The organism is Halorubrum aquaticum, assembly GCF_900113615.1.
Taxonomy (GTDB): domain Archaea; phylum Halobacteriota; class Halobacteria; order Halobacteriales; family Haloferacaceae; genus Halorubrum; species Halorubrum aquaticum.
Window position 1 is genome coordinate 1 of sequence record NZ_FOPZ01000031.1, and the last position, 10777, is coordinate 10777.

9 protein-coding genes and 2 tRNA genes are annotated in these 10777 nt (G+C 67.9%); 4 read left to right on the forward strand and 7 right to left on the reverse strand.

The window, feature by feature from the left end; translation table 11 throughout:
* Nucleotides 1-443: 443 nt before the first annotated feature.
* From F3H10_RS15545 to F3H10_RS15555, 3 genes are all read left to right on the forward strand, one after another.
* Nucleotides 444-917: a redoxin domain-containing protein gene (locus F3H10_RS15545; RefSeq protein ID WP_149785678.1), complete on the forward strand. Its 474-nt coding sequence runs from the start codon at nucleotides 444-446 to the stop codon at nucleotides 915-917.
* A gap of 506 nt (nucleotides 918-1423) precedes the next feature.
* Nucleotides 1424-2953: a right-handed parallel beta-helix repeat-containing protein gene (locus tag F3H10_RS15550; RefSeq protein ID WP_188127958.1), complete on the forward strand. Its 1530-nt coding sequence runs from the start codon at nucleotides 1424-1426 to the stop codon at nucleotides 2951-2953.
* Nucleotides 2954-3078: 125 nt separating this feature from the next.
* Complete coding sequence (locus tag F3H10_RS15555) at nucleotides 3079-3912, forward strand: alpha/beta fold hydrolase (protein WP_149785680.1); 834 nt, start codon at nucleotides 3079-3081, stop codon at nucleotides 3910-3912.
* An 18-nt stretch (nucleotides 3913-3930) separates the two neighbouring features.
* On the opposite strand, the gene F3H10_RS15560 is transcribed toward F3H10_RS15555, so the two are convergent.
* Both F3H10_RS15560 and F3H10_RS15565 read right to left on the reverse strand, forming a co-directional pair.
* A complete protein-coding gene (locus F3H10_RS15560) occupies nucleotides 3931-5613 on the reverse strand; it encodes an FtsZ/tubulin family protein (RefSeq protein WP_149785681.1) in 1683 nt (560 codons plus the stop codon).
* A 326-nt stretch (nucleotides 5614-5939) separates the two neighbouring features.
* A tRNA-Phe gene (locus F3H10_RS15565) sits at nucleotides 5940-6013 on the reverse strand.
* A 209-nt stretch (nucleotides 6014-6222) separates the two neighbouring features.
* Between F3H10_RS15565 and F3H10_RS16185 the strand changes: the two genes are divergently transcribed.
* Complete coding sequence (locus F3H10_RS16185) at nucleotides 6223-6375, forward strand: hypothetical protein (RefSeq protein ID WP_188127959.1); 153 nt, start codon at nucleotides 6223-6225, stop codon at nucleotides 6373-6375.
* A gap of 52 nt (nucleotides 6376-6427) precedes the next feature.
* Here F3H10_RS16185 and F3H10_RS15570 read toward each other — a convergent pair.
* From F3H10_RS15570 to F3H10_RS16405, 5 genes are all read right to left on the reverse strand, one after another.
* A tRNA-Pro gene (locus tag F3H10_RS15570) sits at nucleotides 6428-6498 on the reverse strand.
* A 55-nt stretch (nucleotides 6499-6553) separates the two neighbouring features.
* On the reverse strand, nucleotides 6554-8608 hold the full coding sequence (locus F3H10_RS15575) for a DEAD/DEAH box helicase (protein ID WP_149785682.1): 2055 nt from the start codon (nucleotides 8606-8608) through the stop codon (nucleotides 6554-6556).
* Between the two features lie 146 nt (nucleotides 8609-8754).
* Nucleotides 8755-9285, reverse strand: coding sequence for a 50S ribosomal protein L16 (locus F3H10_RS15580; RefSeq protein WP_149785683.1), 531 nt, complete (start codon nucleotides 9283-9285; stop codon nucleotides 8755-8757).
* Nucleotides 9286-9385: 100 nt separating this feature from the next.
* Complete coding sequence (nucS, locus tag F3H10_RS15585) at nucleotides 9386-10186, reverse strand: endonuclease NucS (protein ID WP_149785684.1); 801 nt, start codon at nucleotides 10184-10186, stop codon at nucleotides 9386-9388.
* A 387-nt stretch (nucleotides 10187-10573) separates the two neighbouring features.
* A partial coding sequence (locus tag F3H10_RS16405) for a hypothetical protein (protein WP_223174343.1) occupies nucleotides 10574-10777 on the reverse strand: 204 nt, incomplete at its 5' end.

Here is a 10777-nt window from a genome sequence, read left to right on the forward strand (position 1 = left end):
TACAGGTGAGAGAGGTATCAATCCGGGGCGGTGGCGCGCCTCCGAGCGCCCGAACGGGCGCGAGGAGCCCGCGAGGGACGCCGCGAACGCTTGAAAAGCGTGAGCGGCGAGGCTGGGGAGGTGTGAGGTGCGGGGCTGTGCGGGGTGGGGTGGGACACAAAGGGGCAGCCGCGAGGACTCGGAGGCCTCGTTGTGCTCCTCGCTCGTTCGCTTCGCTCACTCGCTGCGGTGCGTACTTCGGCCGCCGTCGCCCTCGCGGCTGGGGCTTTGGAAATGGTCACCGCGCCAGCAACGACTCCCTTCTCCTCACCTCGATCATCAATGAAACAACCGTACTAGTAGCACTCGAGATCTGACGGACGTTTCACTCGGCGGACGGTGATCGGGGGAGGACCCGTCGGAACCGCGACAGCTTTTAGGACGTAACGAACCTCCGATGACGTATGGTCTCGACCGGCGACACCGCACCGACGTTCACGGCGACGTACAAGGGCTCCGACCACGAGACGTTCGACCTCGAGGAGCACCTCGGCGACGGCCCGGTCGTCCTCGCCTTCTTCCCGGGCGCGTTCACGCCGCCGTGTAGCAACGAGATGGTGGCGCTCCAGGAACGATACGACGACTTCGAGGCGGCCGGTGCGACCGTCTTCGGCGTCAGCGCCGACTCGGCGTTCTCGCTCGGTGCCTTCGCCGACGAGTACGACCTCGGGTTCGACCTCGTGAGCGACATGGACGGCGGGGCGATCCGGGCGTACGGGCTCTCGATGGACATCGCCGATCTCGGGCTCTACGACGTGGCCAACCGGGCGGTGTACGTCCTCGACGACGAGGGAACCGTGACCTACGAGTGGGTCGCCGACGACCCGACGAACGAACCCGACTACGACGCGCTTCTCGAGGCCGTCGAGTCGGCCTGAGTCCCCGAATCGACCGGCGCCGCCGAGCAGGTTCGAGTCGACGATCCGGCCCGGGCCGCTAATCGTATCGTCGCTCCGAGACGCCGGTAGAAGCCGCCTAAACCGGACGACCGAACCGTCCTCCGTTCGACGACCGCGACCCCGTCCCGAGCGGCGACGACGGCGAGATCCGGCCGTCGCTCCGCCCTCTCGTTATCACGGCCATAACTTAGTCCCGATCGGTGGTGGGTCTCACCGGATACACCGGGACCCGTCCGAGTCGCGGACGGTTCGCCGGGGAGATGAGAGAGATGACAGATGACAATACATCCGGGAGGTGGCGGAACCCACGGAACGGGCGACGGGACCGGGCGACGAACGACGGGACGACACGCGACGGGGCGACGAATGACGGGGCGACACGCGATGGGGCGACTGACGGCGAAGCGACGGACGACGCCGGATCCGGCAGGACCGAGGATCCGTCGGGGGTCGCGTCGGCCTCCCGCCGGGCCGTACTGCGGGTAGTGGGCGGAACCGGCGTCGGCCTCGGGGCCGGCGTCGGTGCCTTCGCGGGCGTCGCGAGCGCCCACGAGGTCGCGAGGATCGGCTTCCGGGGGTGTACCGAGGTCACCGTGTACGGGGCGTTGTTGCTGGGCTCCGGCGAGCCCTCCGACGCACGGGGCGGCGGAAGCTACGAGGCGGTGTTGTACCGCGACGGCGAGCTCGTCCGGCGCCCCCTCGACGGGACCCAGCGACGGCAACACTACAGCCTCCGTACGGACTCCGAGTACGACTCCGAGGAGTGGCGGGTGATCGCCGTCGAGGGCGACACCTGGCATCCGGCACATCAGGGGATGACGTTCCGGATCTGCAACGAGCACTGCGGCTCCGACTGCGCCGCAGAGGGGATCGCCGACCGGAGCGACGACTGGTGTGACGCGCTCTCCGAGATCCCCTCCGGCGGCGGCCAGGGCGGCGTCGACGAGGACACGGAGATCGCCGTCGAGTGTACCGCCGACCGTTCCGATGGCGAGGTCGAACTCATCGAGGGACCGACGACGATCACGGAAAGCGGGGAGTACCGGATCGCGGGGGACATCGAGTCGGACGGGACGTGTCTCACGATCGAGTCGGCCGACGTGACGATCCACGGGGACGGCTACGCCCTCCACGGATCCGGGGATGGAACGGGGATCGACATGGCCGACGGGACCTTCATCGACGTCCGGGACCTCACGGTTCACGGGTTCGAGCGGGGGATCCGGGTCGGCTACGGGATCGGTCGACTCGAGGGAGTGAGCGTCGAGGAGAACGCGGGGGCAGGGTTGGTCGTCGACCGGTTGGGGACCGTGACGTGTGCCGACTGTACGATCCGCGGGAACGACGGGGCGGGCGTCGACCCCGGAGAACGGACCGAAACGGCGTTCACCGGCTGTGAAATCGTCGAGAACGGGGGAAACGCGGTCGGCAGCACCGTCTCAACCCCGGTTCGGGTCCGCGACTGCCTGATCGCGGACAACGGCGGTCCGGTGTCGATCTCTCCCGTCGTCGGACCCCTCGAGACGGAGATCCGCGACAGCGTCATCCGGGGCAACGACGGGGCGGGGATCCGGACCGGGAGGACCGACCGGCCCCAGATGGAACACGCCGTCCCGATACGGAACTGCGAGATACGGGACAACGACGGCCCCGGGATCGCTCACCGCCACAGTCACCTCGAGGTGCGGAACTGTACGATCGCGGGGAACCTGGACGGATACCGACTCGACGATCCCGACGGGCCGTACGAGGCGGTGCTTCGGCACAACGACGTCGAGGGGAACGAGCGGTTCGGTGCCGTCACCGAGGGTGAACGATACGCCGAGGTCGTCGACGCCGAGTGTAACTACTGGGGTGGCTCGGGCGGTCCCCGCGGGACGGCGGGCGACGACGGGAGACGGCGGGTCCGCGGATTCATCGAGTACCGCCCGTGGTCGACGGGCCGGTTCGGCGACGGGGAGGGGAACTGCGTCGGCGGCCTCGAGAACGAGGAGGACCTGGGAGGGAACGCGTGACGTGGCGCGGAGAGGGCATCACGAGTCTCAACACCTGACGGCCCGCTCATTCCCCCGGTATCGGCGCCGGCGGAAGGAGAGGGGCCGCCGCCAACCTATTTATCGCGGTGAGTCCATCCCCGGACATGGAGTCACACACGGTCGTCGGGAGCGGCAGGACGGAACTTCGTGTCGACGCCGCGGGGCCGCCGGACGCGCCGACGATCCTCCTCGTTCACGGCTACTCGCAGTCGCGGCTCTGCTGGTACGAGCAGTTCGACGGGACGTTGACCGAGGACTTCCGCCTGATCGCGCCGGACCTCCGCGGTCACGGCGACTCGGACAAACCGACCGGCAGCGACCGGTATCGAGACCCGGGGCGTTGGGCCGCGGACCTCGGTGCCGTGATCGACGAGCTGGCGACCGACGACCCGGTCCTCGTCGGGTGGTCGTACGGCGGACTCGTCGTCGCCGACTACCTCGCCGTCGAGGGGACCGACGACGTGGCCGGCGTCGTCTTCGTCGGGGCCATCACGGAGAAGGGAACCGACGCGGCCGCCGACGTCGCCGGCGAGGAGTTCGCCGCGATGCTCGGGGACCTCGAGACCCGAGACGCCGAGGCCAGCGTGGACGCCCTCGGTCGATTCCTCGACATCTGTACCGCCGAGCCGGTGCCGCCGCGCGAGCGCCACCTCATGCTCGGGTACAACGCGCGATGCCCCCCGCGAGTCCGGGAGGCGCTACAGGCACGGACCGGCGCGAACGCCGAGACCCTTCGCGATCTCGACGTCCCCGCGCTGTTCGCGCACGGGTCGGCCGACCGGGTCGTCCTTTCGCGGGCCGCCCGGCGTCACGCCGACCTCGTGCCCGACGGTGAGGTCTCGATCTACGAGGGGGTCGGCCACTCGCCGTTCCTCGAGGCCCCGGAGCGGTTCGACCGGGAGCTTCGCGAGTTCGTGAGGCGCGTCGTCGGGGAGTGACTCACGGATACGAAGCGGTCACTCCGAAGCGGATCGACCCTCTCGTCCCGGATCGACGGTTTCCACGCAGTCGGCCAGCATCCGCTCGCGGATCCGGTCGTCCGAGTCGCCGAGGAACGAACGGTCGCCCCGACTCTCGGGATCGTTCACTCGTCGACGTCTGACGTAGTACCCCTCCTCGAGTCCGAGGGCGTGTCGAAGGGAGGCATCCGCTCCCTCGTCGAGCGCCGAGCGCTCGTAGCTCTCCAAGTACTCGCTCGAGAGGCGGAGGTCGTCGAGGAACACGCGGCCGACGAACGCGGTGAACCCGACCTCCCAGTCGGCGCCGTCCTCGACGACGAGCACCGACGGGTCGTCGTGGTCGGCCGGCGCGGAACGGGTGTTCTCGGCGATGATGTCACTGAGGTCTATCCGGTCCGTGATCCGGTCGGTGGCACGGCTCACGACGCCCCCCGCCACGGGACGTTCACGTCTCGACATCGCCGTCGTGACCTGCCGCTCACGGAGCCCGCTGTACGTGGCGTCGCACACGCAACTCGCGAGCGCGTCCAGTCGTTCGCGGAGTCGTTCGCCCTCGTCGGTCGTGTCGAGTAGTCCGCTTTCCTCGATGTGCCGTGCCTCGGCGACGCGAGAGGGAGACTGCGGCCGTACGACCGTCACGTACGGAGACGGTTCCGACTCCGAGGGAGCGGGGTCGTTTCCCGTGGAGGCGGCCGTCCCTTCGTCGTCCCGACCCTCGTCGACGTTGTACCGAACGATCTGTGGAACGCCGATCACGAACGGTGTGTGACTCGGTGCGTCGGGGAATACGCCTCGTGGCGGGCCGGGATCGGCGTGTTCCATCGAGATTCGCCGCCACCGGCTGTAGTACGAAACGAGGAGGTAGGTGAACGCCTCGTCGAGTGCGTCACCGGCGAATCGGTTCGACGGGCGTTTCGCGTGCCTCTCGACGGCATCGGTGGGGATCAGAACCCGATCCTCGAAGAGCCGTTCCCGACGAAGGGAGAGGTACTCCAGCTCCGAGAGCGCGGCGTGTGCGTTGGCCTGTTCTCGATGGGACGATCCGCGGTTCGGGAGGGCGGCGAACAGCGTTATCGACACCGTCGGTTCCGACCGTGTCAGATCGCGTGCGAGATCGAAGATGACCCCCGAGGTCGCACCGCCCAGACCGCAGAGGACCGCGACCGTAGCACCCTCTGCGGGCGAGATCGCGGTCGGGAGGACGTCGTCCTCGGCCGACGCCTTGTAGTAGAGCGCCTTCGCGAGGGAACGCTTGCCGGAGAGCCCATGGTCGACGTCCGGATCCCGGGAGACGTGCTCGGCGTCGATCCACCAGTCGTCTGGATCCATCTCGTGTGCCGAGGCGATACGGCGTCGCGCGATCGGCCCGACGATGTCGAGAGGGTCCTCGAATTGGACCATGTCCGTCAGGGTCCGATGCTCGATCCGTATCTCGTCGGGGGCCTTCCCGTCGGCGGCCATCCGGTCTCTGGTCCCTTCGATCGCGGATCGGACCTCTCGAATCCGTTTCAGGTCCTCCTCACGCTCCGACTCGGCAGTATCGATGACCGTGACTGTCACTCCGGACGGGTCGGATGCGGGGTCGAGCATCGATCTCCGGACCCATTCGGTGGCGAGAAGCTCGAAAGCCAGTTCCTTTCCGGCCCCGCCGAGGGCGAACACGCGATCCGGCCAGTTCACACTGTATCGCTACTGTCACATCCGGGCGTATAACGTTACCGGGGACCGAGCATCTCAGCGTCGTTTCTTCATCCGCTCGCTTCGTCGCCGGCCTACGGCCGGCTTCCAGCGAGACCTTCGGTCCCGCACGGCTCGCGAGGACGGGGGACAACTCGATCCCGAGCCGATGCTCACGAATGCGGATCGCGCCGAAAAGGTATGCCGCCTCCCCGATTTGAACTCCGGAAGACGGTCGCGCTCACTCCGTTCGCGCGCTGCGACTTCCGTGCTCAACTCGGCTCGGCGTCGTTTTCTCGACGGTTCGCTACGCTCACCGTCTCGAAATATGCCGCCTCCCCGATTTGAACGGGGGACAGCTCGATCTTCAGTCGAGTGCTCTCCCAGTCTGAGCTAAGGCGGCTCGCGTTTCGACCAAGGCCGAATCGGGACAAAAGGATTTCGAAAGATGGCGGTCGTCTCCGACACGAAGGGACGCCGGACCCACACGACCCCGATCCGAAGGCGACGATGACGAACCGGCGTAGACGACGAATCCATTAGCACCGAAACGCAACCGAAGCGTCCGCCGAACGAAAGACTATGTGTCTCGGTACCGAACCACTCGGATCGATGCCACCGAACGAGGCCGACGACGACGCCGAGGAGGAGCCCGAGCCGTGGTGGCGTCGGCCGATCGAGGCGGTCGTCGCCGCGGGCCGATGGATCGCCGACACCTTCCGCGGATACGCGGGGATGCGAGAACTGAAGCGAAACCGGCGGTAGCAGGCGTCCCGATCGCGACGGCGACGCTCGTGAGTTGCTCGCGCGCTAAAAGTGGGACCACCCGGATTCGAACCGGGGTCACGAGCACCCAAGGCTCGAAGTATACCACTAACCCATGGTCCCGTGCCTCTGCCTACCCGGATGAGCCGCTAAAGCGTTTCGTTCGTCGCTCCGGGGTTCACTCCTCGTCGTCGTACAGCTCGAGGTCGGCGACGAGGTCGTAGGGATCGGTGCCCTTCCGGACCGCATCGAGGATCCGGAACGCCTCGTCGGGCGCGAGGAAGTGCCGACAGATCGCCCGCCCGAGCGGCGTCGGCGAGAAGCCGTCGATGAACTTCCACTCCAGCAGCTTCCCGACGGCGTGTTTCGTCGGCACGTCGCCGATCATCCGGTCGTTGAGCCGCTTCGCCTTCCTGCCCGCGACCACGACGTTCGCCAGCGTCTCCTCGACGGCCGCCGTCTCGTCGTAGTGGGTCGCCACGTCCTCCATCTCGCCTTTCAGGAGGGTGAACGCGACCTCGTCCTCGGTCCGGTCCATCGAGTTGTGGTAGACGGCGTCGGGCTCGACGAGGAGGTACACCCGCCCGCGGTCGTGGTAGTCCGGACGGCCGGCCCGACCGAGCATCTGGGAGAACTCCTGGACTGAGAGCCACTCGATCCCCATCGCGAGCGTGTCGAAGATCACCTGCGAGGCGGGGAAGTCGACGCCGGCCGCGAGCGCCGCGGTCGTGACGACCGCCGACAGCTCCTGGTCGCCGAACATGCGCTCGACCTTCTTGCGCCGGCCGTAATCGAGCCCGGCGTGGTACGGCGCGGAGTCGTACCGCAGCTTCCGGCTGATCTCGTGACACCGGCGGCGGGAGTTGGTGAAGACGATCGTCTGGCCGCGGTACCCCTTCGAGGACTTCGTGTCGAACTCGCGTTTGACGAGCTTGTCGGCGATGTCGGCCTTCTCGCGACCGTCCGCGAAGGTGACGTGGCGCTCGATGGGGACCGGTCGTTCCTCGAACTCGATCAGCGTCGCGCGGAGCCGCTCGGCGAGCCACTCGGGGTTGCCGACCGTCGCCGACAGGTAGACGAACTGGGTGCCGTCGTACCCCTCGTGGGTTTCCATTCGGTCCTCGCTGTAGTACTTGAGCCGGGAGATCAATCCGTCGAGCCGGTGGCCGCGCTCGCCCTCCTTCAGGGTGTGGACCTCGTCGATGACGACCGTCCCGACGTCGCCCAGGTCCTTCCCGGTGCGGAGCGCGTGGTCGATCCCCTCGTAGGTGCCGACGATCACGTCGGCGTTCGGGTCGAAGCGGTTCCCGTCGTCGGCGATCCGCGAGGAGCCCACGCGGATGGAGACGTCGAGCAGGTCGCCGTAGCGGTCCTCGAAGTCCTCGTGTTTCTGGTTGGCGAGCGCGACGAGCGGGACCAGAAACAGGAGCTTCCCGTCCCCTTTCAGCGCCCGGTCGATCCCGGCCAGCTCGCCGACGAGCGTCTTCCCCGTCGCGGTCGCGCTCACGACGAGCTGGTCGTCGCCCTCCAACAGCCCGTTTCGAACCGAGAGACTCTGAACGGGCAACAACTCCTCGAAGCGCCCTTGGACGCGTGCGGCCAGGTCGGGGTGGAGGTCGAGCTCGTCGGTCCGCACCGGCGAGACGTCGTCGACGGTGGCGGAGACCTCGTCGTACTTGGTCAGGTCCGGATCGAGCCCGCCCGAGAGCAGGTTGATGATCCGGTCGAGGTCCTTCGACTCGTAGAGGAGCTCCTCGAGCCGCTCCTCGGCGGCACCCGTGAACTCGCCCTTGTACGACAGTTCGCGTTCGAGCTCGCGTCGGGCGCAGTCCCGGCAGACGTGCTCGCCGTTGTGTTCGATCGCGGTGTCCTCCGTGATCGGGCCGTAGCGCCCGTCGTTCGCACAGCGCCGGCACGTCCGAACCGCCATCGCCTCCAGTTGGTAGCCGTCGAGCATCTCCCGGAGGCGCTCGCGGCGCTCCGGCGAGGTCTGCTGTGAGATCCGGATGCGGGAGGCCGCACGGGCGAGGTCGACGAACTCGTCGGGCGACCGGGGGTGGTCCTCGCCGTCCCTGATGACGCGGAACTTCCCGGGACGGGGACCCGCCGACGTCTCCTTGAGTTCGAGCCGTCCGCGAAGCACTCGGTTGCCGTCCCGGTTCGCGACCACGGTGTAGTCGCTCCGTGCCTCGTGGAGGAATAGCGTCTCGACCTCGGCCAACTGCTTTGACACTGCCCGAGCATACGCGAGGCGGGTATTTCAGCGATCCGTCTCGGGAGCAGTCGCTCTCGGCGGTCGGAGTCGGAGGGAGAACGCGGAATCGGACGGGACAGCGGAATCGGAGGCGAAGACCGAAACGGAAGGAGAGGGGGTGTCGTCTACGCGACGAGCAGCTCCTCGCCGCGTTCGACCGTGATCCGGCACGGCGGCGAGAGCTTGTTGTACGCGCGGCGGAACGCCTCCTTCACGACGGGGGCCTGGTCGACGGTACAGTACGCCGTGAAGACCACGTCGTCCTTGTCGAGCCGGGCGGCCGTCCCGACGGGCTTGCCGAACGCCTGGCGCATTCCGTCGGAGACGCGGTCCGCGCCCGCGCCCGTCGCCTGCTTGTTCTCCCGGATGACCTGGTGGGGGAACTTCCGGAGGGTCATCTTGTAGTTGCCCTCGCCGAGCTCCTTGATCAGGTGGCGGTTCGCCGACAGGCGCGCGCTCTCGAGCGAGCCGTGGCGGATCTGGAGCTCCTCCCCGACGCGGAGACTGATCTCGACCGGGTAGTCGTCGGGCTCCGTTGAGAGGTCGCCCATGTTGTGCTGGGCGATCTTCGAGCCGGGGATGCCCGTGATGTACTCGCGGCGGGTGTACGAGGGCTTGTCTATCGTCCGGTACATAGAGGCGGGTTTGTCGGACATGGTTACTTGTCCGATGTAGCCCCCGCTGCGTCGATAAAGCCTTCGATACCGCGACGGAACCGGCGGGACGGTCGGGCCTACGGCGGAAGCGGCTTCGCTCTCACTCCTCCGCGGTCGGCTCGAGCGCGACGTGGTCGAACCCGCGGTCCGCGAGCCGCTCCGCGGCGCGGTCGGTGACCGAGGGGGCGACGAGCACGCCGCGGACCTCGATGGCGGCGTCGGCGGCGTCGGTGGTGTCGGCGACGGGGTCTGTGGCCTCGCTCTCGCCGACCTCCGGCGCGTTCCCGTCGATCCCCAACTCCTCGCGGAGCGCCCGCACGTACCGGGCGAGTTGGCCGACCGCGTCGGGGCCGACCCGCCGGCGTTTCAACTCCACGACGACCGGGTTGCCGTCGGCGTCGACGCCGAACACGTCCATCGGGCCGGCGCTGGAGGGCCGCTCGGTCTCCCTCGGTTCGAAGCCCGGCTCGATCAGGTCGGGTCGCTGTAGGATCCGAGTCCGGAGGTCCTCCTCGCTGCCGTGGAGTTCGAGGTCGCGCCCGCCGGTGACCGGCATCGCGGAGAGCTGGTGGACGTCCGAGAAGCGGACGGTGAGGGTCTCGTCCGGGTTGGTGCGGGTCGAGCGCACCCGTAGGCGGCCCTCCCGGACCGCGGCGCGGTGTTCCGACCCCGGCGGCTGCCAGTTGACGGGGGTGCGTCCCTCGTCGGTGTGGACGAGCGCAGCCCCGTCGGGCTTCAACAGGAGGAGGCGGTCGCCGGAGCCGAGATCCGAGGCGGCGCGCCCCTCGTAGGAGACGGTACAGCGGCCAAAGACGCTTATCAGGTCCCCGCGGTCGAACGCCGCCTCCAGCTCCCAGAGGGCCTCGCGGTGGCTCGGGTCGTGGAGGCTCGTGACTGTCACTGCTACGTGTTGGTCGGTGACGTTCAAAAAGGGCGCGAGGACGACGTGGATACGGACGTGGGTGTTCGTGAAGGGAGATCCGGGTGAGGACACGAAGGGATCGTCGTTAGAGACGAGATCGCCGTAGCCCCAGTCGCTCGGCCATAGATCGTTGCTCGCGCGGTGAAGACGTCCAAAGCCCCAGTCGCTCGGATCTCCGCAGTTGCTGACGCGGTGAACACCGCCAAAGCCCCAACCGCGAGGATTCGGGGGCCTCGCTGTCGTTCGAAAGGTACTCCGCGCCTTTCGTGATGTCGTCAGAACGCGACGCGTTCTGACTGCTAGCCAGAAATCAGAGATTTCTGGCGATGACGAGAGAGCTTTGCTCTCTCGAACCACGGTCCTCAGTCACTCGCTTCGCTCATTCCTTGCGGTCCTTGCGTCGGCCGCCGTCGTCCTCGCGGTTGTCCCTTTGAAGCCCACCCCGCCCCGCACAGCCCCGCACCTCACGCCTCCCCAGCCTCGTCGGTCGCCAGCGGCGACCGACTCCCTCGCGGGCTCCTCGCGGCCTCCGGCCGCTCGGAGGCGCGCCACCGCGGTTAGACGGTACTG

What these genes read in the sequence shown, in the direction of transcription:
- F3H10_RS15555 (WP_149785680.1), top strand. Translation starts at nt 3,079, where the DNA reads ATGGAGTCACACACGGTCGTCGGGAGCGGCAGGACGGAACTTCGTGTC.
- F3H10_RS15545 (WP_149785678.1), top strand. Translation starts at nt 444, where the DNA reads ATGGTCTCGACCGGCGACACCGCACCGACGTTCACGGCGACGTACAAG.
- F3H10_RS16185 (WP_188127959.1), top strand. Translation starts at nt 6,223, where the DNA reads ATGCCACCGAACGAGGCCGACGACGACGCCGAGGAGGAGCCCGAGCCG.
- F3H10_RS15580 (WP_149785683.1), bottom strand. Translation starts at nt 9,285, where the DNA reads ATGTCCGACAAACCCGCCTCTATGTACCGGACGATAGACAAGCCCTCG.